This is a genomic window from Pedobacter psychroterrae, assembly GCF_004331695.1.
Classification (GTDB): domain Bacteria; phylum Bacteroidota; class Bacteroidia; order Sphingobacteriales; family Sphingobacteriaceae; genus Pedobacter; species Pedobacter psychroterrae.
This window is the reverse complement of record NZ_SJSL01000002.1, coordinates 423772-445996: the sequence shown is the minus strand read 5'-3', so window position 1 is coordinate 445996 and position 22225 is coordinate 423772. Positions and strand designations below refer to the sequence as shown.

At 41.4% G+C, this 22225-nt stretch carries 18 protein-coding genes; 4 read left to right on the top strand and 14 right to left on the bottom strand.

Annotated features, from left to right (window positions below; genetic code table 11):
• Positions 1–69 precede the first annotated feature (69 nt).
• Both EZ437_RS10280 and EZ437_RS10275 read left to right on the top strand, forming a co-directional pair.
• A complete protein-coding gene (locus EZ437_RS10280) occupies positions 70–2913 on the top strand; it encodes a sensor histidine kinase (RefSeq protein ID WP_225869548.1) in 2844 nt (947 codons plus the stop codon).
• On the top strand, positions 2906–3538 hold the full coding sequence (locus EZ437_RS10275; RefSeq protein ID WP_131595837.1) for a response regulator: 633 nt from the start codon (positions 2906–2908) through the stop codon (positions 3536–3538). The genes EZ437_RS10280 and EZ437_RS10275 overlap by 8 nt, the downstream gene beginning before the upstream one ends.
• A gap of 5 nt (positions 3539–3543) precedes the next feature.
• On the opposite strand, the gene EZ437_RS10270 is transcribed toward EZ437_RS10275, so the two are convergent.
• The 6 genes from EZ437_RS10270 to EZ437_RS21875 all read right to left on the bottom strand — a co-directional run bounded on the left by EZ437_RS10270 (position 3544) and on the right by EZ437_RS21875 (position 11100).
• Positions 3544–4164, bottom strand: a complete 621-nt coding sequence (locus EZ437_RS10270; protein ID WP_225869547.1) for a hypothetical protein — start codon at positions 4162–4164, stop codon at positions 3544–3546.
• 126 nt (positions 4165–4290) lie between these two features.
• Positions 4291–5253 carry a thioredoxin-disulfide reductase gene (trxB, locus tag EZ437_RS10265; protein WP_131595836.1) on the bottom strand — a complete coding sequence of 321 codons (963 nt, stop codon included), beginning with the start codon at positions 5251–5253 and terminating at the stop codon, positions 4291–4293.
• Positions 5254–5354: 101 nt separating this feature from the next.
• Positions 5355–6983: an acyl-CoA carboxylase subunit beta gene (locus EZ437_RS10260; protein ID WP_131595835.1), complete on the bottom strand. Its 1629-nt coding sequence runs from the start codon at positions 6981–6983 to the stop codon at positions 5355–5357.
• Positions 6984–7119: 136 nt separating this feature from the next.
• Positions 7120–8373, bottom strand: coding sequence for a beta-ketoacyl-ACP synthase II (gene fabF / locus EZ437_RS10255; RefSeq protein ID WP_131595834.1), 1254 nt, complete (start codon positions 8371–8373; stop codon positions 7120–7122).
• Between the two features lie 75 nt (positions 8374–8448).
• Positions 8449–8925: an OsmC family protein gene (locus EZ437_RS10250; RefSeq protein ID WP_131595833.1), complete on the bottom strand. Its 477-nt coding sequence runs from the start codon at positions 8923–8925 to the stop codon at positions 8449–8451.
• A gap of 48 nt (positions 8926–8973) precedes the next feature.
• A complete protein-coding gene (locus tag EZ437_RS21875; protein WP_131595832.1) occupies positions 8974–11100 on the bottom strand; it encodes a family 43 glycosylhydrolase in 2127 nt (708 codons plus the stop codon).
• Between the two features lie 84 nt (positions 11101–11184).
• Between EZ437_RS21875 and EZ437_RS10240 the strand changes: the two genes are divergently transcribed.
• Positions 11185–12198, top strand: coding sequence for a helix-turn-helix transcriptional regulator (locus EZ437_RS10240; RefSeq protein ID WP_131595831.1), 1014 nt, complete (start codon positions 11185–11187; stop codon positions 12196–12198).
• Here EZ437_RS10240 and EZ437_RS10235 read toward each other — a convergent pair.
• The 3 genes from EZ437_RS10235 to EZ437_RS10225 form a co-directional block, all read right to left on the bottom strand.
• A complete protein-coding gene (locus EZ437_RS10235; protein WP_131595830.1) occupies positions 12180–12677 on the bottom strand; it encodes a DinB family protein in 498 nt (165 codons plus the stop codon). The two genes, EZ437_RS10240 and EZ437_RS10235, sit on opposite strands and share 19 nt — an antisense overlap.
• 84 nt (positions 12678–12761) lie before the next feature.
• Positions 12762–13109 (bottom strand): cupin domain-containing protein, encoded by a 348-nt coding sequence (locus EZ437_RS10230; protein ID WP_131595829.1) that lies wholly within the window; start codon positions 13107–13109, stop codon positions 12762–12764.
• A 10-nt stretch (positions 13110–13119) separates the two neighbouring features.
• Positions 13120–13575, bottom strand: coding sequence for a hypothetical protein (locus EZ437_RS10225; protein WP_131595828.1), 456 nt, complete (start codon positions 13573–13575; stop codon positions 13120–13122).
• Between the two features lie 78 nt (positions 13576–13653).
• On the opposite strand from EZ437_RS10225, the gene EZ437_RS10220 reads away from it, so the two are divergent.
• A complete protein-coding gene (locus EZ437_RS10220) occupies positions 13654–14526 on the top strand; it encodes a sugar phosphate isomerase/epimerase family protein (RefSeq protein WP_131595827.1) in 873 nt (290 codons plus the stop codon).
• Between the two features lie 21 nt (positions 14527–14547).
• On the opposite strand, the gene EZ437_RS10215 is transcribed toward EZ437_RS10220, so the two are convergent.
• The 5 genes from EZ437_RS10215 to EZ437_RS10195 form a co-directional block, all read right to left on the bottom strand.
• Positions 14548–15804, bottom strand: coding sequence for a YeiH family protein (locus EZ437_RS10215; protein ID WP_131595826.1), 1257 nt, complete (start codon positions 15802–15804; stop codon positions 14548–14550).
• 234 nt (positions 15805–16038) lie between these two features.
• On the bottom strand, positions 16039–17316 hold the full coding sequence (locus tag EZ437_RS10210; RefSeq protein WP_225869546.1) for a purple acid phosphatase family protein: 1278 nt from the start codon (positions 17314–17316) through the stop codon (positions 16039–16041).
• A gap of 21 nt (positions 17317–17337) precedes the next feature.
• On the bottom strand, positions 17338–20391 hold the full coding sequence (locus EZ437_RS10205; protein ID WP_131595824.1) for a TonB-dependent receptor: 3054 nt from the start codon (positions 20389–20391) through the stop codon (positions 17338–17340).
• Positions 20392–20462: 71 nt separating this feature from the next.
• Entirely contained in the window at positions 20463–21473 is a 1011-nt protein-coding gene (locus EZ437_RS10200) for a FecR family protein (protein WP_131595823.1), read from the bottom strand.
• A 63-nt stretch (positions 21474–21536) separates the two neighbouring features.
• Positions 21537–22127: a sigma-70 family RNA polymerase sigma factor gene (locus EZ437_RS10195; protein WP_165500378.1), complete on the bottom strand. Its 591-nt coding sequence runs from the start codon at positions 22125–22127 to the stop codon at positions 21537–21539.
• Between the last annotated feature and the right edge of the window lie 98 nt (positions 22128–22225).

Genomic DNA, 22225 nt, shown 5'->3' with positions numbered 1-22225 from the left:
CTTGTATTTCCATACTCAGTGCATTACAAAAACATATTATTCTTCCTGCTTTTCCTTTTAGTCTTTTGCGTGAATGGTGTCGCCCAGCGGTACAACTTTGAACAATATGACATAGAAGACGGGCTTACACAGTCGCAGGTTACTTCCATTATTCAGGATGGCAAACACAGACTTTGGATTACCACATTGGGAGGCATTAGCTGTTTCAATGGGAAACAGTTTACCAGTTACAGCAAAACCAACGGACTCAACAGTAACTTTACGCTGTCCCTGGCGGTCAACAAACAAAAGGATCTTTTATTTATTGGCTCAGCAAAAGGCATATCTAAATATGACGGACATAGCTTTTATAATTACCCAAATTCCGATAGATGGGTAAACCGGCTTACTACTGATAAGAACGGTACTACCTATGCTTTAAACGGTAAACGGGTATTCAAAATTAATGACCGGAATTTCGAACTGACTGCTGTTACATCAGATACCGCTGAAACTATTACTACCATAAAAACTGATGCCAGGGGCAAAGTTTGGGCAGCAGTATATACAAAAGGGCTCTATTATTTAGAAAACAATAAATGGACTGAAAGAAAACTGGATAAAACCATACAGGATCTTATTGTCACCAACATACTGGTAGATAATTTTACAAAAGATAAAATATGGTTGCTTACCACAGAAGGCGTTTATGTGGCTAAAAATAATATGCTTAGCAGGGTACTTCCTCAAATTGACATAAAATGCATGTCTATAGAACAGGACCATAAAGGCAATATATGGATAGGAACAAACAGAGGTGCTTATTATATAACGCCTGAGCGGGTCATCTACTTCAATTCAAAGAATGGCTTTACGGACAATGTGGTAAACGACATATTTAAAGATGCTGAAAACAATATCTGGCTGGGCACCGACGGCTCCGGAATTTACAAATTCGATGACAACTATGTCACATTTGATGAAACTCAGGGCCTGAACAGCAAAATTGTGATGACAATAACCAAAGGCCCGGCTGTTGGAGAAATCTGGATGGGCAGCTATAGCGGCATATTTGTATATAAAAACAAAATGGTCAGCAAAGTGAATATGCCTTCCGGCAATGAGGTCTCCAGCCACATTAACTTTCTGTATGCAGATCACAAGAAACATATATGGATAGGAACTCCTGGCGGTGGTTTATGGAGGCACAATGGCAAGCAAATCGAACAAATGGATAAGGGCTACCGGTCTATAGCTTACAATGCAATTATTGAAGACAGCAGTAACAACATTTGGCTTTCTACCAATTATGGTTGTTTTCAATACGACGAATCTTCCAAAAAATTGATAAGGATCACCAATCAATTTGGAGGCGGATTAATGGAAATGGGACGCGACTCTATCATTATGGGTTCTCAGGACGGTGCTTACTTAATTATGAAAAAGAAGAATGCTCGTCGCCTGAACATCAAGGGAATCAATGGATCCAGTATTTTATGCATGCTCAAGGTAAGGGAATACATCATATTTGGAACGGCAGATTATGGCATCTTCATCTGGAACAGCAAGACAAGGGCAACAAGAAACATAAGTTCCAAAACAGGATTGGTTTCAGATCACATTTACAGTCTGCTAAAAGACAGCAGGGGAATTATCTGGGTCGGAACAGGAAGAGGTATTAATAAACTAAATTCCGCAGACTTTAATATCATAAAAAATACGAATGAGAATGATCTCCTGGTTGAGTGCAATCAGAATGCCATGATAGAGACAAATGGTTACATCTGGATTGGCACGACAAAAGGAGCACTCGTTTACCGTGTCAATCCGCTGACGGCCAGTAAAATTAAACCTTATATCTATATCAGTTCAGTAAATATTCCTGCGGGTAATTACAAAGGAAAAGACCTGAACAAGCGAATTATTTTACCCTATAAAAACAATAGCATTACAGTCAATTATACCGGAATCTACCTGAGCAATCCTGCTTCAGTAATGTACAAGTACCGCTTGATTGGGATGGATTCCAGTTATAGCGAGGCAAATAGCAATTCTTCAATGAATTTTACTTCTATCCCGCCAGGCGAATATACATTCCAGGTAAAAGCCATTACAAAACATGGCCTCATATCGGCAAACACGGCTTCTTTTTCATTTGAAATACTGCCACCCTATTACCAGACTACTATCTTTAAATTCTTCACGGTATTCCTGATCATTATCCTGATCATGCTCACTGTATACATCATACTCACCCTTAATGAACGTAAACGAAAACTCCGGTTGAGAATAAAACTGGAAGAGCAATTCAAAATAAGGAAACAAACAGCGGAAGATTTTCATGATGACCTGGGTAACAAACTCACCCGTATTACCGTCTTATCAGAAGTATTGAGCAGCATGATTAGTAAAGATGAAACCGAAAAAAGAGCTATCCTTACCAAAATTAGCAAAAATGTAGATGAACTCTATATCGGCACGAGGGACATATTGTGGTCATTAAATCCAAAAAATGATACCCTGAACCAGCTTCTGGATCATATCAAAGATTTTGGCAATGAAATGTTCAATGAAACAGCGATCAGTTTTAAGGTCGACATCGACACCGGCGATAAAGAAACTAAGGTATCTCTCGATATGAGCAGAAACATTTTGATGATTTTTAAGGAATCAATTCACAATGCCCTGAAACATGCCAACGCACGTAATGTAACTTTCAGTACCAGACTAAACAATGGTCTGTTATTGATAACATTAGAAGATGACGGGCCTGGTTTTGATACAGAATATGCTAAAAACGGACATGGCATAAACAACATGTATGTAAGGGCAAAAAGAATCCGGGCAGACCTGAATATCACTTCAGGAAGTTCAGGAACTGCAATTTGTTTAATAGTAAACTTTTCAACATTAAAGCATTTTAAAAATGTATAACCAGGAAACGGCAAAAATTGTAATTATTGAAGATGATGAAACAATCAGAGATGGCTATGCCTATCTGATCAATCATACCTCTGTTTACAAGGTAGTCAGTACCTATCCATCATTTGACGTAGCAAAGCATAAAATTGTAAAGGATGCACCAGATGTGATAATTTTAGACATTCAATTGCCAGGCACCAGCGGTATTGATGCGCTCCCTGTATTGAAAAAATTATTACCTAAAACCTATATCATCATGCTTACGGTCTATGAAACAGAAAAGATGATACTAGATGCACTTGCAAATGGGGCATCAGGCTATTTTACTAAAAATACCTCTCCGGCAAAGATCATAGAAGCCATTAAAGAGGTGATGCAGGGCGGCGGACCGATGAGTCCGGATGTTGCAAAAAAAGTGATTATGTCCCTCCAAAAGAACCAGGATTCACCACTAACTAAAAGAGAGACCCAAATACTCGAATTAATTGCCAGAGGAAAAGACCGGTCTCAGATCGCCAATGAATTGTTCATTGAAATAGAAACAGTAAAAACCCATGTCAAAAATATATACATCAAGCTTAATGTAAATTCAAAAGCAGATGCGATTAAAGTAGCTAAAGCAAATAAGCTAATCTAAAAGCACTACTCTTCTACAGTAGAGCCTGAAAAACTGTTGCCGCTAAATCGATACCTGATGGTCTTTAAACTTCCTGCTTTCACAGTACTGTCCTTTGGGTTTACAATTGGAAAAGTCCGGTACAGATCTCCGTCCTTAATCAAAAACTTATCATTGCCTGCATAATGCGCTTTCATACTGCTGCTTAGCGGAGGGAAACTGATTTTATTAAAACTGCCCCCTGAGTATTCATATACATTCAGGTCTAACACATTTTTTTTGCTGAGCAGCTCAATATAGATCTCAGGATTTCCGTCATTGTCCATATCCAGGTTCCAGGCATCTGTAATCACTCCTTTACGCTCATTTGACAGCGACTTATAATTATTTCTAATAGAGTCTGACAGCAGTATCAGATAACCGCCTACGCTGTCTACACCTTTCCCCCAGCTTACTACTTCAAAATTTATCCCGGGCCTGATAGATATATCCTTATAAAAAACAAACTGATCAGCCTTTTTCTCTGACGTCTGTGCCTGTTTAACCTCAGCAACTTTTTCTTTATCGCCACACCCTCCAAGTAATAAAAGTAGGGCTAAACACAGTGGCTGCATTATCAGGTTCTTTATCAAAGCTACAATTTTCATATCAGGTTTATTTTGATTTGTGTCGGAGTCGTTATTTCATGCCGAATATAAAAATTCTTAAAAAAGAAAAGGCAAAAAAAAGACAGATTCGCAATGAATCTGTCTTTTAATATATTATTTGTGAGTCTAAGACAAAACTCTGACCTCATCTCCCTTCGCAGCAAGGTAACGTTCTGCATCCAATGCAGCCATACATCCTGAGCCTGCGGCAGTTATTGCCTGACGGTAATAGTGGTCCTGCACATCCCCACTCGCAAAAACGCCTTCAATAGTTGTTTTTGAAGTTCCAGGAATTGTCTTCAAATAACCAGTCTCGTCCATTTCCAGCCATCCTTTAAAAATATCTGTATTTGGTTTATGGCCAATAGCCACAAAGAATCCTTCAACTGGAATGTCCGACTCTTCGCCTGTTTGATTATTCAGGACACGTACAGCAGTAACATTTTTGCCATTCCCCAGGATTTCTTTGGTTTCAGTATTGTAGACAACCTCAATATTGGGCGTATTTAATACCCTGTGTACCATCGCTTTCGAAGCCCTGAATTCATCCCTTCTTACCAGCATGTATACTTTTTTACAAAGCTTAGCCAAATAGGTCGCTTCCTCAGCTGCGGTATCTCCTGCACCTACTATTGCTACATCTTGTCCTTTAAAGAAAAATCCGTCACAGACAGCGCAAGCTGAAACCCCAAAACCGTTGTATTTCTGTTCACTCGGCAGGCCCAGCCATTTAGCCGTTGCCCCTGTTGAGATAATTACGGTATCTGCAGTAATGGTCTTGATCTCGTCAACCACAACTTTATGCGGCAATGAAGAAAAATCAACTGAACTTACATAACCAAAGCGGACATCTGTACCAAAACGCTCTGCTTGCTTGCGGAAGTCTTCCATCATCTCAGGCCCCGTTATTCCGTTTGGATAACCAGGAAAGTTATCTACTTCTGTAGTCTGCGTTAATTGTCCGCCCGGCTCCATTCCGGTATACATAACTGGCTTAAGATCTGCACGGGCAGCATAAATTGCTGCAGTATACCCTGCCGGACCTGAACCTATGATTAAACATTGAACATGTTCTGTTTCTTGTGACATCTTGATATTAATTTATATGCAAAATTACGCTTTATACCGCTACTACACAAACAGCAAATGATAACAATACAGTAATTTGATTTATGGATTATAATTGCCTGTCAGGTCTGTATCACACCTACATTAAATGGCTTTTTTATGGGCGACTGATTGGCTGCTTCTATTCCCATCGACACCACCTTACGTGTTTCCAGCGGATCAATAATACCATCTACCCACAACCTCGATGCAGCATAGTAAGGCGTTGTCTGGTCATTATACCTGTCGGTAATCTCTTTCAGCAGCGCTGCTTCTTTTTCAGGGGTGATGACTTCGCCTTTGGCTTTTAATGATGCCTCATGTATTTGCAGCAACACTTTTGCTGCCTGTGAGCCTCCCATTACCGCTATCATGGCACTTGGCCACGCATAGATCAATCGGGGATCATAGGCTTTGCCACACATGGCATAATTTCCTGCCCCATACGAATTGCCTATTACAATGGTAAACTTGGGCACTACAGAATTAGCAACTGCGTTGACCATCTTAGCCCCATCTTTAATGATGCCGCCATGTTCAGAACGACTGCCGACCATAAATCCTGTCACATCCTGCAGAAACACCAAAGGAATCTTTTTCTGATTGCAGTTCATAATAAAACGTGTGGCCTTATCTGCGCTGTCAGAATAGATCACCCCACCAAACTGCATCTCTCCTTTTTTAGATTTTACTACTTTACGCTGGTTGGCAACGATGCCAACCGCCCAGCCATCTATCCTTCCAAGTCCGCAAATGATACTTTGCCCATAAAGCTGCTTATACTCTTCAAATTCAGAATTATCTACCAGTCGTTTGATGATTTCCAGCATGTCATAAGGCTTTTCCCTATTTTCCGGCAGTATACCATATATTTCTTCCTCATCCAATTTAGGCATCGCCGGCTTAATCCTGTCAAAACCTGCCACCTGAGGTGCACCAAGCATACTCATAATTTTTCGGATGCTGTCCAGACAGGCCTGATCATTGGGATGTTTATAATCTGTCACCCCTGATATTTCACAATGGGTAGTGGCACCACCCAACGTTTCATTGTCCACTTCTTCTCCAATTGCAGACTTTACCAGATACGATCCTGCTAAAAACACAGAGCCTGTTCCCTCTACAATCATAGCTTCATCACTCATAATCGGAAGATATGCACCACCGGCCACACATGAACCCATGATGGCAGCAATTTGCACAATACCATCCGCAGACATGAGCGCATTGTTTCTAAACATCCTGCCAAAATGCTCCTTATCCGGAAAGATTTCATCCTGCATAGGCAGATAAACTCCGGCACTGTCCACCAGATAGATTACCGGCAGCCTGTTTTCCATAGCAATCTCCTGTGCTCTCAGGTTCTTTTTGGCTGTCATAGGAAACCATGCTCCGGATTTTACAGTAGCATCATTGGCTACCACCATACATTGCCTGCCTGATACATAACCTATCCCACAAATTACACCTGCAGAAGGGCAGCCACCCTGCTCCAAATACATATCTTCAGCAGCAAACGCACCAAGCTCTAAAAACTTCGTTTCTTTATCAATTAAATAAGCGATCCGTTCTCTGGCAAGCAACTTTCCATGCTCTTTCTGCTTCGCAGCATTTTTATCTCCCCCTCCTTTATAGATCTTTTTAAGCCTGGTTTTTAATTCATAAACCAATTGCTTATTAACGTCTTCATTCTTATTGAACTCTATATTCATACGGCCAAGTTATACTTAAATTTTATTGGGACAAAAGTCCGTTTCAGGATTTGGTACAAATGTTCGATCTAAAAAGATACGGCCGTCATCCTAAAAAATCAAGGAGTGACGGCCGCAGGTTAAAACTATTAAATTACTATTCAGCAGTATACTTTTTAAATAAAGATGTGGCTGTATGTCCGCCAAAACCAAAAGTATTGTTCAGTACATAATTTACCGGCTGGTGCAATGACTTTCCAATCACCAAGTTCAGGCTTTTTGGAATTTCAGGGTCTATATTTTGCGTATTGATCGTCCCGGGGATGATCCCGTCTCTTATGGCAAGGACACTAATGATACTTTCAATAGCACCAGCACCGCCAAGCAAGTGACCTGTCATGGATTTTGTCGCGCTGATTGCTACCGGCAAGTCTCCAAATATCTTCTTAATTCCCTGCAGTTCACCTACATCACCTAAACCGGTAGAGGTAGCATGGGCATTGATATAATCAACTTTATCTGCCGATATTCCTGCATCAGCCAAAGCCTTTGAAATCCCTAAAGACGCACCCAGGCCATCTGGAGGGGTACCGGTTAAATGATAGGCATCTGCCGCCATACCACCACCTATAATTTCTGCATAGATTCTTGCTCCACGTGCAATTGCATGCTCCAGCTCTTCCAGGATCAATGCCCCTGCGCCCTCGCCAATCACAAAACCATCTCTGTCCACATCAAAAGGACGGGAAGCTGTCTGCGGATCATCATTCCTTTTAGACAAGGCTTGTGCAGAACTAAACCCACCAACGGACGACTCCGTTATAGCTGCTTCTGAACCACCTGCAACCATAATGGTAGCCTTACCCAATCGGATGGTATCAAAAGCACTGATGATTGCCGTATTAGATGATGCACAGGCTGAAACCGTAGCATAATTTGGCCCATGAAGTTTATTGCGGATGGAAATGACACCAGCAGCTATGTCCACTATCATTTTAGGGATGAAATAAGGACTGAACCTCGGTGTTCCGTCACCAAGATGATATTGTTTTAATTGTTCTTCAAATGTACTGATCCCACCATTACCAGATGCCCAGATCACCCCTACTTCATAGCGGTCCACTTCTGGCATGGCCACAAAGTCCAGCCCTGAATCTTTTATCGCCTGATCACTCGCGGCAATTGCATACTGGGTATACAAATCATATTTCTTAAGCTCTTTTTTATCTATGTAAGCTTCGGCATCAAAATCTTTTACTTCAGCAGCAAAATTCGTTTTGAATTTGGCAGTATCAAATTTAGTGATCGCTGCTGCACCGCTTTTTCCTGCAACAATGTTTTCCCAAAATTCATTTACCGTATTTCCCAATGGGGTTATCGCTCCTAAACCTGTTACTACTACTCTTTTCATATTTTAAATCCCTTTTAATCACAAACCACTGAAGGTTCTTTATCATTCAATACTTTGTTGAATCGGCAAAAGTAATTAACTTTTTTCGATCTTGTACTGGGCTTCATGTTTTACAGGAAAATTACATGAATTGGCTATAAAACACATCTTATTTGCCTGTTCGTGTAAGGAGTTTGCTTTTTCAACATGTGCTTCGTTGGTAATCGTGATCACGGGGTTTAACGTCACCTCTGTAAATTGTCCGCTTCCGTCCGCCTTTTCCGTCATTTTCCCTACCGCATTGTCCCTATAATCCAACACAATGATCCCGTTTTGCGAACAAAGGTGAAGATACCACAGCATATGGCAGGACGAAAGTGAGGAAACCAACAGATCCTCAGGATTATGCCTGGCTTTATCGCCCATAAATTCTGAATCTGAGGAACCTTGTATGTCGCTTTTGTGATCTATAGAAATCACATAACTTCTGTCGTAAGAACGGTAATCCATCGTTCCCGATCCTTTATTACCAGTCCATGTAAGTGTCGTTTGATATTTATGTTCTTTAGCCATAACAGATCTGTTTATATTGAGTTGCCACCAATTTAAACAATTCTTTTCTTATTTTTCTGCAACCTTGCTGTTATCTGTGACCAATATTTTCAAACTGGATTCCTCTGCCACCAATAGGTCAGCCTGCCCATTTTGCTTTTTAAATTTAATGCCGGTCAATCCTGATATCCTGGGTGAGACCTTGGTCTGTGAACGATGCACATGCAGGACATATTGATAATTGCCAGATTTATCTTTAAAAAGGTCGCCATGTCCGGATCCGTTAAGATGGAATTGTTTCCTGCTGATAATAGGACTGCCTTCAAACTTTCTCCAGGGCCCCAAGGGCGAATCCGAGGTAGCATACCCTACTGCATAGTCCTTATTTCTAAAGTCGTTAGCTGAATAGATCAAATAGTACAAATCTTTGTGTCTGATCACAGTCGGCCCTTCTGTAACTGCCCATTCTGTATTTTCTGTATTCTCCCAGGGCAGCGTACCTGAGATACATTCCGTCGCTGCTTCCGGCAGAACATCTGAAAGATCAGCTTTCATCGGAGTTACAAAAATCCTGTTACCTTTCTGAAGTTTGACATGATACATATAGGGTTTACCATCTTTATCGAAGAACACAAAAGGATCTATCTGATTACCTGTCCCCGACAAGGGCTTTAAAACTTCTTGCTTAAAGGGTCCAATCGGACTGTTACTTGTAGCTATAGCAATTTGTTCGTCGGCCGTATAGGCCATATAATAAATTCCTTTGTGCTTAAAAACCTGCGGAGCCCAAAACCCTTTAGTACCAAAAGATTCTCCCTTGCTCAGGGCAAATCCTTTATTAGCACCTACAGGGCCCTTCCAGTTCTTCAAATCAGAAGATTCATAAACAAGAAATCCTTTTTCGCTGCTGGTACCGTACAAATAGTAAGTCTCTTTGTCTAGAAAAATTGTTGGATCAGCCAGGAATATCGTATCTTTTTTCATCACGCTTTGCCCAGCTTCACCTGGCAAAAGGCGACCCTTGATCATCCAGATCTCACTGCGGTCTGCATAAGCATTGGTAGCCGTTACTGCAATAATTGTATTATCGCCAAGTACTGTCAAACTGTTCCACAAACAGGATTTATTTGCAGGAATGATAAAGGGGGTTGTTTTCCCGCCAAAATTCCTGGCTTGCCCATCTCCTACCACCACTTTCATATCAGCAAATTGCATTTTGTTGGTTCTTCCCTCTGTTCCCTGATAAGACAATATCGTCTCACCCGTGCCCAGCTGCCTTAAATATGGTGATCCTGCATAGATACTATCCGCTATTTTCTCCGAAAGTGCATAGGTTCTGTTCTCGCTTGAAGCATCTGCAGGACTGGCCCAATTTTCTTTAATCGTGTTTCTGATGAGATATGGTTTGAAGTTTCCAAATCCGTTGTCCTCTATTGCAAACACCATCTCCTTACGTTTATCTAAAAATAGCGGAACAGGCATGCCATCTCTTGAACCCTTCCTGAAACTTACCGTTTCAGGTTTTTTAGTCCAGCTCAGCCCATTGTCTTTAGAACGGAGTAAACTAATATTTTGCTCATTAGATTGGGTATATTCTGCTTCATTTGCGAAAAACACCTGTATTTCTCCTGATGGCAATTGCATCGCCGATGGTTCCCAGCATCCATTTTCAAACTTATACCCTGCTTCATAAAGCAATTGCTCATCCTTCCAGGTGATACCCCCGTCAGCACTTTTCTTCACCCTGATCCCAAATCTTTTACCTGTAGCATTTTTTGACGGCCGGGGGTTATAAAAAGCAAGCAAAGTATGGTCTTTTAGTTCCAGCACATCTGGTACAGCCATATTGACACCACTATCACGAAGCGCAACGGTTATAGGTTCCGACCAGGTACCCCCCAAATCCCTGCTCTTTACAGTAACAACACCACCATCTGCCTCGTAAATACCTAATAATGATTGGTCGTACAACTGAATGATACGCGGGTAACTGGTGTATCTATGATTTGCTTTCACAGAGGAAACTTTGGTCAGGGTACTTTGGTCCCATACAATGCGTTTACCTGCATCTTGTTTAACCGCCTCACCCGCTACTTTGCCTGCGCCTTCTGATCCAGCTTTATTTATCCCACAGGAAATTAAAATTAAAGCGCCAACCACACAAAGAGCACGCAGGGATTGTAAATATAAATTCATGATAAAATGGTAACATTTAATGTGCGGACAAGATAGTTAAATCTTCAATTCCAGAATTCCTATATTTGATGAAACAAAAAAATAATGGACGACTCACCCAAACGATTCGATAGAATTGTCGCTATACTTATCCAGTTGCAGTCCAAAAAGATTGTTAAGGCCCAGGAACTGGCCGACAGATTTGAGGTCAGCCTGCGGACGATATATAGGGACATCAGAGCCCTGGAAGCTTCGGGCGTGCCTATATACAGCGAAGCCGGCATAGGATATTCACTTATGGAAGGATACCGTTTGCCTCCTGTAATGTTCACCCGGGAAGAGGCAAGCAGTTTTATAGCTGCAGAAAAGCTGATGCAAAAATTCACCGATCAGGAGCTTGGCATGCATTACACATCAGCTGCTTTCAAATTGAAAGCTGTCTTGAAAACCACTGATAAAGACTGGGTAAGCAATATTGAATCCAGCGTGCTGATGCAGCCGGCCAACAAGCTGTTTAATGAAAAAGTTCCAAACGTACTTGCCCTCCTCTTTAAAAGTGTAGCAGAGAAAACACAGGTGGTCCTCACTTACCAAACTGTGGAGGCGGATGAGCCTACACCAAGAAGTATTGAACCAGTAGGGATATTTCACGACATGAACAATTGGTACACCTATGCCTATTGCCATTTACGTGGCGATTACCGGCAGTTTAGGGCAGACCGCATCCACGATATCCGGCCAACAGAAAAGCCCTTCAGCCGGGAGCATCAGCCCCTGGAAACCTACCTGAAAAACGATAAAGAAAAACACCCCACCACCAGGGTGAGGATATTGGTCGATAAAAAAATAGCCAAACACCTGGACTATGAGAAGAAGTTTCAGGGCTTTGTTTCCCAAAAAACCATTGGCCATCAAATCGAGATGACTTTCTTTAGTCAAAACGTTGAAAACGGCTTTGCCCGCTGGTACCTGATGTTTGGCGATTCTGCTGAAATCCTGGAGCCGGAAAGTCTCAAAACAAGTATACTGGAAATAATGGAAAGGATGAAGTCCAGGTTATTATCGAGCCGTCAAGCAACCACAAATAGTTTGGGGAGTTTCTATCTCTCCCAAAAGTAGGGCGGCTCTATTCCCAAAGCCCTTAGGTAAACATAGCCCTGACCACGGTGATGGATCTCATTGTCAATCAAATAAAGAATATTCTGGATAACCGGGAACTGATATGCTCCGAAAAGATTGAAAACGGTGTCAAAGTCTTCCAGTTTTAGCTGTTCCCAGTACTTGTTGATCTCCGCTGTGGCTTCATCCCACTTTTCTAAATATTGGGCTTTAGTAGTCAAGACATCACTATTTTCCTGATAGGCTTCTTCCTGACGTTCTATTATGCCTTTCATCGCCGGTGCACCCATTGCCAAAAACTCTGAGGTCAATGCTGAAAAAGGTCTCATGCCGCCAATGGAAAACTCAAAAAAATCCTTCTCCGGAAAAGCTTCAATAACTTTCCTTGTTAAACTGCGGTGTCCTTGCCAGTGCTTTAATAAATCTTCTTTGCTGATTACTTGCGCTTGTGTGCTGATTGATTCTGCTGTGTTGTTCATGATCTTTATGTTTTAATTTGTACACCACAAAGTAAATACACGCTTGTGACAACAGTTTGTCAGCAGGATTTAGATAAATTAAAATTATTTATCAACTTTAAGAAAATCAGCTCTTTGCGGGCTAAAAGAATCTATCAATACACCCGCTTCAAGACATACGCATCCGTGAACAACGTGCGGAGGAATATAATACCCGTCACCCTTCCTGATTACCTTTTTCTCATCTCCAATGATCATTTCAAAAGCGCCACTTTCCACATAGGTTGCCTGAGAATGCGGATGCTCATGCAAATCACCGACAGCACCAACTTCAAATTTGACAACTACCATCATCAGCTGATTATCATATCCATAAACCTTTCTGAGTACACCTTCTCCGGCCTGCTCCCAGGCTATCTCTTCTCCAAATTGATACAAGCCACTACTGCCCATGTTCTATAGTTTATTCAGCAGCCGCTATTTTCACATACTTCAGCTCAGCACCATCTGCCGCAATTTCACCGAGAAAGACAATCAGCGTATCTCCCTTTAACCGAACGAAAGGATTATCTATAGTTCCGTAATCAAGGAAGTGCGTCGATTCAGTTTTATTAATCCTTTTTACACTATCTTGGATATCGAAATTTCTAGTATATAATAAATTGCCATTAAAATATCGATTAACGATCTGGCGCCTGAATTTAAACATATCTCCATTGCCTGGCGCAAAATTCCCAGCACCTCCCCCCATGCCCCCGTACGCGTTTCTCAATTCCCAGTTTCCTTCCAGGATAGAAACTTCTCCGGTTAAGGGAGCTTCGTCTTCGACTTTAGGCTTTTCCTCAGGGATAGCCGATTTCTCGCAACTGGACAAGGTAAGAAACATTAAACTTAATGATAGGTACAATAATTTTTTCATGTGGCTATAGGGTTTAATTCAAAAATAAGAAAATAATTGAATAAAAAATAACCTGAGAGAAATCCATATATTAGTCCTATGACTTCAAGAAGAAATTTTTTATATAAAGGAATGGTAGGTTTAGCTGCCGGCACAGTGGTTGGTACCGTATCTGCATTTGCAAATGCAACTGGTCAAAAAACAGCTGAAAAAGAAGCTTCGAATACAGAAGCATCCAATGACAAGTTCAAACTTGCTATCGCAGGCTTTAGTTTTGTTAATTTCAAACTAGATGAATCGCTTAAAATGATGAAAAAGGTTGATGCTCACTTTCTTTGTATAAAAGATTTTCACCTGCCATACAACAGCACAGTTGAACAAATTGCAGCCTTTCATGCTACATTAAAAGAAAACGGGGTAACCGGATATGCTGTGGGCCCGATATACACTAAAACGAGAAAAGACATAGACAATGCTTTTGACTACGCAAAACGGGTGGGTGTAGACCTGATCATTGGCATTCCCGAGCATGCTGATCTTGAATACCTGTCTCAAAAAACAAAAGAATCCAACATCAGGTATGCCATTCACAATCACGGGCCTGAAGATAAATTGTATCCTACTGCAGAAAGTATTTACAACCTGATAAAGGACCTTGATCCGCGTGTGGGGATATGCTTTGACATGGGCCACAACGCAAGGGCAGGTAAAGATTCAGTAGCTGATCTGCAGAAATATGCCAAACGCATCTTCGACATGCACTTAAAAAACGTCACCAAAGGTATAAAAGAAGGTACAACCTGCGAACTTGGCCGCGGGGTGATCAATATCCCTGCCTTCGTAAGGATGCTGAGAAAAGTAAAATATACCGGGCATTGTGCATTAGAATATGAAAAAGACATGAAAGATCCTCTGGCAGGAATTGCCGAATCAGTTGGTTATTTCAGAGGCATTTGCGATGCCGGCAAATAAATTAAAATTATAATGAATGATTTACCCAAACAACAAGAATGCAATGATCAATGTAATAATCATGTTAAAACCCTGTGCTATTAAAAACGCATAAAGTGGCCTTTTACTGTTCTTACCAAAAAGATCTTTAAAATTGGTCTCCAGTCCGATGCTGGTAAAAGCCAGCGCAAACCATAGCCCCTGAAGGTTCTTTAAACTCCCCTTGACTTCAACGATCGTTTCTGAAGAAAGGAAGAAAGAAAACAGCAAAGAGGCGCCGACAAAACCAATCACGAATTTTGGAAAGCGTTCCCAGATCACCTTCAAGGTAGGTTTTTCTGCTTTGTCCTGACCTGCAAGATGATTGGTATAGGTCCAGTAAACAGATATGGCAAAAGCCGCTATACCCAACAATACATTTTGTGAAAACTTAACGATGGTACTGATCTTCAATGCCTCTTCTCCTACCAGGGAACCTGAAGCTACTACTGCTCCTGTCGTGTCTATACTACCGCCCAGCCATGCACCAGTAACCTGCTGAGGAAAATTGAAGTAATGTGCGATATAAGGCATAAAGATCATCATTGGTATCGCGGTAATGAGCACCATAGAAATCACATAAGACAGCTTCTTTGAATCTCCTTTGATGGCACCCGAGGTGGCTATTGCTGCTGATACACCGCAGATAGATACTGCACTGGAGATCATCATGGTCAGCTCGCTGTCGATCTTCATCTTTTTACATAACCAAAAAGCAAAATACCAGACTGAAAGCACCACTATCAGGGCTTGCATCAAACCGAGTCCGCCTGCCTTCAGAATATCTGAAAAAATAACACCGGTACCCAAAAGCACCAGACCAATTTTAACGAACAGCTCGGTAGAAAGTGCTTCCTTAAACCACACCGGCAGTTTAAGAAAATTACCGATCAGCAAACCTATTGCCAGACTAAATATCACCGCTTCCAGGTTCAGTGCTTTTACCTGGCTATTGCCTGTTAATATCAATGCAATAATGGTCAGTATATAAACTATGGGAAAAGTTTTTAACGTACCTAAAAGGGAACGTCCCGTAAGTACAGCCCCCAAAGCAGCTATTATGCCAACAAAGAGAAATTGTATACCTATTATTTGCAGATTCTTGCTTGACAGCACTTTTGATGTGAGTTCTTCTGCGTTTTCCCAACCAAAGGAAGGAACTGCTAACAGCAATCCGGCAACGGACAAAAGGACAATTAAGCCTCCTAAAATAACGACTACCCAGTCTTCATGAAGACTTAGTTTTTTTTGTACTGACATTATATTTGATTTGTGTGTTTAGTGGTGTAAATGTATTAAATAGAAATGGAGAATATGTCATTGAGGGCCCGCTTTGCGGTATTGTGCCCGCACATTCCATGAACCCCACTACCTGGATGTGTAGAATATGAACAGATATACAATCCTTTAGGAGACGTTCTGTAAGGTGAATTTACCCGGAAACCAAAAAAGCGGGCGACAATCTGCCACCCGCTTTCTATCTGAGATGCGTGTTTACTCTTTCTTTTGTTTATTAAGGTCTGTAAATACAGCTGCCTTATCTTTAGCTACTTTCTTCAGTTTAAATGAATCAAATACTTCACCAGATGCTTTATAAGCAGTATAAGTCAGGTTTTCATGATCGATCGAAATGATCTGAAACAACTGGGTATTCTCGGCAAGTACATCCATCCACCTTGGTGTAACATCTACCTTGTACATCTTCGGGCCGGCCACAGATACCACATACATTGGTCCGCCTTCTTTGCGCGACATGCCTATCGGCAGGTTTTGTCCGCGGCTATAAGTATGGTCATGCCCTTGCAAAAGTATATCTACATGATACTTATCAAACAAGGGCTTAAACCGGTCACGAAATTCTTTGTTATCCCTGCCCTTGGCTGTTGAATACACAGGGTGATGATAAGTAACCATCGTCCATTGCTTAGGATTGTTCTTCAATACTTCCTCCAGCCATTCTGCCTGTATTTTTAAAGAATTTGAATCAAGTACAATCATCTGGGAGTTTAAAGAAATCATGCGAAGGTTTGCATAATCAACATAATAAACAGACTCCTTCAAACCCTCAGGACCATTTTCCGGCAGCGTATATTGTGCCTGCCAGTGCGGATCAAGGGTAAGTACCTTTTGCTCATCTCTGAAATACTCATGGTTGCCAGACGAGGGGATACTTGGAATCATCCCATTGATAAATCCTCCTCCATGATGCCACTCACCCCATTCATTGTCATTGTTAGAACGGTTGATCAAGTCTCCGGCATGTACGATAAACCTGGCATTGCCCTGTGTGGCAAAAGCCCTCCTGATCACCCGCGACCATTTCGACCTGATGTCATTCTGGGCATCGCCCAGGTAAATGAAGGAGAATGGCTTGGTTACAGCAGGTGCTGTTTTAAACTGAAACCATTCACTCCAGTTAGTCCCATCTCCCACTCTATATGTGTACAACTGGTCTGCTTTAAGATCGGTAAATGTCACACTGTGATAATTCGAAAGTTCATATTCCGCACCCTTTAACGATGAAACTACAGCCTCATACTCTTTTGCATCTGGTTTTTCCAGTTTGGGTGAACTACCCTCTATCAGCACTTGCGCAAAACTTTTCCGCACGGTACTATCTGTCCTCCAGGTTACCGACTGGGTAGTTGTGGGAGCTGCAGACCATGTCAGGATAACCCTGTCAGGAAAAGGACCTGCTTTAGGTGTTTGCGCATATACCAGGCATGTGCATACCATCAGGCAAATAATTAAAAAAGCTTTTATTTTCATCATATCATTCATTAATCAAATCAATTAAAATGGGTTATACTTAAACCCGGCATTTGCCCAGGTAGAAAAATACTTATGGTCGTTTGGTCGGCCATCTCCATAATCAAGGATGGTCTGCGCATTGTTCAGGTTGCTGATTCCAAGAAATACCGTTACCCTTTTGTTGATCTTTTGCGAAGCAGAAAAGTCTAACTGGACCCTGCCTTTTTCCATCAGGTCATCCGCCTGCGTTTCTGCCAGTTCGCTGATAAATGTATCATAGAAGTTAACAGATATACGTCCGGAAAAACCATATTTCTCGTACGACAAGGAGGCATTTCCTACCTTCGGACGCATAGACGGCAACCTCACAGTACGCTCACTTTCCAAACCTGGTACCGTGAACTTCGACTGTATCTGCGTGAAATTCCCATAGATACCAAACCCGTTCAAGAACCCTGGAAGGAAGGTCAGCTGCTGCTGCCAGGCAATTTCATACCCATATACATGGGCGTTAGCACCATTCACAGTTTGCGTAACCTGATATTTATCAAATGCGCCGCCCTGCTGTGCATAAATGCTCTGATAAATGTAATTATCAATATTTTTATAAAATATCCCGCCTGAGATCAAACCTAAAGATTTAAGGTAATGCTCAAATAAGAAGTCGAGATTGGTAGAGGTAGACTGGTCAAGGTCTGGATTACCTATTTTCATCCTTTTTCTTCTGGTTTCCACTTCCTGCCATGGTACTAAATCATAATAACCCGGACGTGAGAGTGACCTGGTGGCCGCAGCCCTCACATTCGTGCGCTGATCAATCGCATACTTTAAATTCAAACTAGGGAAAAAACCATCAAACCCGGAATTAACCGCTACCCTGTTGGTACTCACATATGCTCCCTTGTCATCAAAGGAGACGATATTTCCATTGTAGGTAAAACCAGTATTTTCATACCTTAGCCCGGTAATAATATCCAGTTTATTCAACGTAAGCTTACCTTCTGCGTATGCTGCTCCCAGTGTCTCATTACCATAATAAGTATCCGGATCAGTATTCTGACGGATATAAGTCTCGTCTGACTGAAACAAGGAAAGATTTTTCTGGTAATATTCTTCCATTAAATAACCATTTGCTATTGCGCCCGACAGGTCATATTTTCCATTGAAATAATCCTTTCTTGAATAATTGGAAAGGAAATTATCCATAGTTACCTTACCCGTTTTTAACGTGTACTGATAGTAATCTCTCGTGTGGTCATCTTCTTTGTATTTATAGCGCCCACCAAATTTAACCGTGAATTTGTTCTTCTCAGTAAAATTAAAAGTCCGTTCAATATTTAATGATCCCTGAACATCTTTATCATGGGCAATCTGATGCCTGTTTACATAAGAGCTCGTCGAGTAGTTTGCGGGGTTGTCTACGTTAGCTCCTACAAAATTAAACTGCGGTGCACGCGGATCAGTCATATCTATACCGGCCGAAAGACCGGAATTGGTAAAGTAACCATCATAATATATAGGCTGGTCATACAATCCACTGGCAAAAGTAACATCTGCGTTTGCAATCCAGTTGTTAACATTGGTCTTTCCACCCAAAGAAAAACTTAACAGATCCCTGTGATAGTCGCGCGGTGAACCTGCCGAACCAATCGAGATGCCGGTAGCATTGCCTGCATCCGTATAGGATCCTATATTATAACTTTTTGTACCCCTGGTCTGCAGCTCATAAAATTTATTGTAGGAACTTCTCAAATACACCTGACTTTTTTCAGTCGGAAAATAGCTCAGCTCAGCTTGCAAACCAAGGTTCTCTCTGTGCAGGTCACTTCCCTCCAGTTCAAGATTGGAAAGCATGTTACGCTCCACTCCGTTGATCTTATAAGTACCATAATCTTTCTGAACCCTGTCTTCCCCTCTGAAAGTATTGCTATAATTAACGCCAACCAGGTATGCCCATTTGTCTTTCCTGTTGTCAAAATTAAACGACCCTTCAAAGTTCTGTTTTCCGAGCAGGAAGTTATTACCAAACGATCCGTTCACCTGCAGATTTTGCTTACCCGGTTTAGGCGTTTTAGAGATGATGTTTACCGAACCTGAAGTACCATCCGCGTCCATTGAAGGAGTTAATGTTTTGTTTACTTCTATGGCCTCAACAGTAGAAGACAGAATTCCGTTAAGATCTATATCGCGGGAATTGGTCTGGGTAGATGGCAGTCTGTTGCCGTTCAGTGTCACCGAACCCATGCTTTGGTCCAGTCCCCTGATCACTATGTTTCTAGGCAAACCATAGCTATAATCCATAGCGATTCCCGGAACCCGCTGCATCGCCTCGCCCACAGTTGCATCAGGGAAACGCTCGATCTGCTCCTGTGACAACACATACTTGATGTTATCTGCATTGCGCATATTACTCAAAGCGATTGCTTCTCCCCTTCTGATACCGCTAATCGTGATACCCGCCATGTCGGTGTTTTGGCTCTCCAGTTTCAGTTCCTGCTGATTGGTTTTATCTTCTTCAACGGTTACACTGAATTCTGCTGCAGTATAGCCGATATAGCTAACCTGAAGAATGACCGTGCCTGCTTTTACAGCGTTGATCACAAAATAACCATTTGCGTCTGTGATAAATTTACGGCTCGTCCCTTTCACTACCACCGTCGCATAAGGCAATGTCTGATTGCTGGTATGGTCTTTTACATACCCAACTATCGAACCGGGCTTAGCATCAGCAACGAAACGACCTTTCTTAAATACTACAGTAGCACCGTCTTCAATGATAAACAGGTTATTCTTTTTTAATACTGGTGCTATGATTGATCTGGCTGTGACAGACTTATTATTAACCGAAATACGTGAATTGATTACTTCATAGTTGGTATATACAAAGCTTAGTCCCGTTTTCTTTTCTATCTCCTTAAGCAGATCGGCAAATGAAACATTGCTTAGATCGAGATGAATACTTTTGTCAAGGCCCGACTGACCTTTTGCCACCGTTGCCTGCACCATGTTTAAAAACAGCACAGAAATAACGCAAGCTAGTAAACTTATACGCATAATTATTTTGATAAGGTGATAAGCCCCATTACTTTTTTTCATAAATTTGTTTATTGGATTTTTCGAATTTCAATTAATTAGTATTACCTCCAGGTGGCCGCCTGGAGGTTTTCTTATTTTGTATTACTGCTACATACTGCTCCTCCTTCTAGATAAATGGTTGTTCCTGTTTGTTTTGAATTGATGTTCATAGCTAGCTTAAGTGTCTTCAATACCGCAACTAAAGATTGATTCCTGAATCGTGCAGTAAGCCTGCAGTCCTGATAGCGCAATGTTTTGGCTTCGGCTATTTTTACATTATATTTTCTTGATATCGTCTCAAATACCTCATCCAGTGGTGTCTGATCAAATACCAGATCGCCCCTGGTCCAGCCATCTGCTTCGGCCAGCACCGTCGTTTTTGTGAATTTCCCATCCCCGTAGGTCAATTTATCCTGAGGCAACAGCATCCTTGCATTTCCACCTTCCTTCCCACTCGTCACACCCACCTTCCCCGAATTTACCGTTACTGATGTCTCCTCTTCATTGCTATAGGCCCTCACGTTAAAACTGGTGCCATAGACCGTAGTGGTCAACTCAGCACTCTTTACTACAAAGGGGTGTGCGGCATCATGGCTCACATCAAAATATGCTTCTCCATTTAAAATAACTGATCTTGTTTTTTCCTGACTAAAGCTTTTTAAGAACCTGATCTCAGAATCAGCGTTGAGCCAGATTTTAGAACCATCAGGCATTTCCACAAGTATCATCTTTCCAGGTCCTGCTTTTTTAACTACCCATTCCTTGACCTGATCCTGTTTAAAGTTTCCATTACGGTATTGAAATATCGCGGCTACCGAGAAAAGCACGATCAAGCTGGCCGCAATACCATATTTCCAAATTGCCCTTATACCAGCCACCTTCTCTGAAGCGGGTGCTTTCCTATCTTTAATCAGCTCCAGCACCCGAGTATCAGACTGTATATGCCTGACTTCTCCCGTCAGCGACCACAATGAACAGGCTTCTCTATATTGCTGAGCATGACTTGCATCTTCTTCCATCCAACTGTTCAGCGCCTGTTCAGACGCCTCTGTTTCAGATCCGGTCAATCTTTTAATGATGCAATTCCATATTTTATCTTCCATATTATAAGCGTTCCTTACAACATAAAAGACAGCATAAAGCGATTGAAATACGGGCTGCTAAGGTTAAGCTTCGGTTAAGTTTTCGTCAACCAAATGTTTAGCCTTGCTGTGTATAAACTGCATACTTTTGGCCAAATGATCTTCCACTGTCCTCACAGAGATCTGCATAAGCTCTGCTATTTCCGCATAGCTAAATCCTTCTATCCGGAATAGTTTAAATACCAGCTGTCTTCTTTCCGGCAGCATTTCAATTACTTTTTGAAGAAACAACAATTTGTCAGATTCATAGATCTCTGTCGGTTCAATATCTGAAAGATCAGAAACCAGGGTAAGGTCAGACTCGTCCATGTACTCAATCGGAATACGTTTTTGGCGGGTAAGAAAATTAAGTGAAGCATTTTTCACAGCCTTAAACAAGTATCCCTTTAGATTGTCCGGTTCCTTTTTATTAAACCATAAATGAACGAAAAGATCATTCACAATACTTTGCGATGCTTCCTCATCTTTGAGGTAATAATTTGCATATCGCTGAAGCAGTATGTTCCAGCGTTGATATATTGATTCGAATTGGATCAAATCCCAATGATCCAGCTTTTTTTCCGTAGTTTCAGACACTGCGTGTAATGACATGATATCAAACGCAAAGCTTGTCATAACATGTAAATAAACCATTAATGCAATATTATCATATGCTTTCTCTTTGCAATAAATGTGATTAATCCTATCTTGGGAGCTTATTAGAATTTATCAGT

Excerpts from the sequence above, each read along its gene's own strand:
- EZ437_RS10250 (WP_131595833.1), bottom strand. The coding sequence starts at position 8,925 with ATGGCTAAAGAACATAAATATCAAACGACACTTACATGGACTGGTAAT.
- EZ437_RS10220 (WP_131595827.1), top strand. The coding sequence starts at position 13,654 with ATGACTTCAAGAAGAAATTTTTTATATAAAGGAATGGTAGGTTTAGCT.
- EZ437_RS10200 (WP_131595823.1), bottom strand. The coding sequence starts at position 21,473 with ATGGAAGATAAAATATGGAATTGCATCATTAAAAGATTGACCGGATCT.
- EZ437_RS10205 (WP_131595824.1), bottom strand. The coding sequence starts at position 20,391 with ATGAAAAAAAGTAATGGGGCTTATCACCTTATCAAAATAATTATGCGT.
- EZ437_RS10260 (WP_131595835.1), bottom strand. The coding sequence starts at position 6,983 with ATGAATATAGAGTTCAATAAGAATGAAGACGTTAATAAGCAATTGGTT.
- EZ437_RS10270 (WP_225869547.1), bottom strand. The coding sequence starts at position 4,164 with ATGAAAATTGTAGCTTTGATAAAGAACCTGATAATGCAGCCACTGTGT.
- EZ437_RS21875 (WP_131595832.1), bottom strand. The coding sequence starts at position 11,100 with ATGAATTTATATTTACAATCCCTGCGTGCTCTTTGTGTGGTTGGCGCT.
- EZ437_RS10215 (WP_131595826.1), bottom strand. The coding sequence starts at position 15,804 with ATGTCAGTACAAAAAAAACTAAGTCTTCATGAAGACTGGGTAGTCGTT.
- EZ437_RS10225 (WP_131595828.1), bottom strand. The coding sequence starts at position 13,575 with ATGAAAAAATTATTGTACCTATCATTAAGTTTAATGTTTCTTACCTTG.
- EZ437_RS10195 (WP_165500378.1), bottom strand. The coding sequence starts at position 22,127 with ATGACAAGCTTTGCGTTTGATATCATGTCATTACACGCAGTGTCTGAA.
- EZ437_RS10275 (WP_131595837.1), top strand. The coding sequence starts at position 2,906 with ATGTATAACCAGGAAACGGCAAAAATTGTAATTATTGAAGATGATGAA.
- EZ437_RS10210 (WP_225869546.1), bottom strand. The coding sequence starts at position 17,316 with ATGATGAAAATAAAAGCTTTTTTAATTATTTGCCTGATGGTATGCACA.
- EZ437_RS10230 (WP_131595829.1), bottom strand. The coding sequence starts at position 13,109 with ATGGGCAGTAGTGGCTTGTATCAATTTGGAGAAGAGATAGCCTGGGAG.
- EZ437_RS10240 (WP_131595831.1), top strand. The coding sequence starts at position 11,185 with ATGGACGACTCACCCAAACGATTCGATAGAATTGTCGCTATACTTATC.
- trxB (WP_131595836.1), bottom strand. The coding sequence starts at position 5,253 with ATGTCACAAGAAACAGAACATGTTCAATGTTTAATCATAGGTTCAGGT.
- EZ437_RS10235 (WP_131595830.1), bottom strand. The coding sequence starts at position 12,677 with ATGAACAACACAGCAGAATCAATCAGCACACAAGCGCAAGTAATCAGC.
- fabF (WP_131595834.1), bottom strand. The coding sequence starts at position 8,373 with ATGAAAAGAGTAGTAGTAACAGGTTTAGGAGCGATAACCCCATTGGGA.